Origin of the sequence: Xanthomonas pisi DSM 18956, from assembly GCF_001010415.1 — a bacterium.
Taxonomy (GTDB): domain Bacteria; phylum Pseudomonadota; class Gammaproteobacteria; order Xanthomonadales; family Xanthomonadaceae; genus Xanthomonas; species Xanthomonas pisi.
Genome location: NZ_JPLE01000324.1, coordinates 1 through 348, shown reverse-complemented (window position 1 = coordinate 348; position 348 = coordinate 1). Strand labels below are relative to the sequence as shown.

The 348-nt window shown below is 46.3% G+C and carries 1 protein-coding gene; it reads right to left on the bottom strand.

Annotation, left to right across the window (positions count from 1 at the left end; genetic code table 11):
- Positions 1-213, bottom strand: a 213-nt coding sequence (locus tag Y887_RS20605) for a hypothetical protein (protein WP_157004369.1), incomplete at its 3' end; no start/stop codon positions are given.
- Positions 214-348: the final 135 nt, after the last annotated feature.

Below are 348 nucleotides of genomic sequence, written 5' to 3'. Positions count from 1 at the left end.
ACAAGCCGCCTTGATTTGACGTGGAGTTACGATGACGACTTCACCAACCAGTGACTTGTCATCTTCTTTTACCGTATCGATTCGAACGCGGTAGTGACTGCGCCCGCGCGAATTGGTAAGGTATTCATCCAGCTCAAGGATGGTGCCTGCTCGCATATTTTGTCCTGATACCCAACGGATACGGTCGCCAGCCTTAAGGGTTTTCTTGCTCATCTTCAACTCACTTATAATATTTAAACATAGCCGCGCAAAAGTCTTGCATGGCATTCTTGATTTGCTTCTTGAACAACGGGTCATGCATATTTTCGACATTAGTCTTGAGTCGCACATGACCGACTACTTCAAACG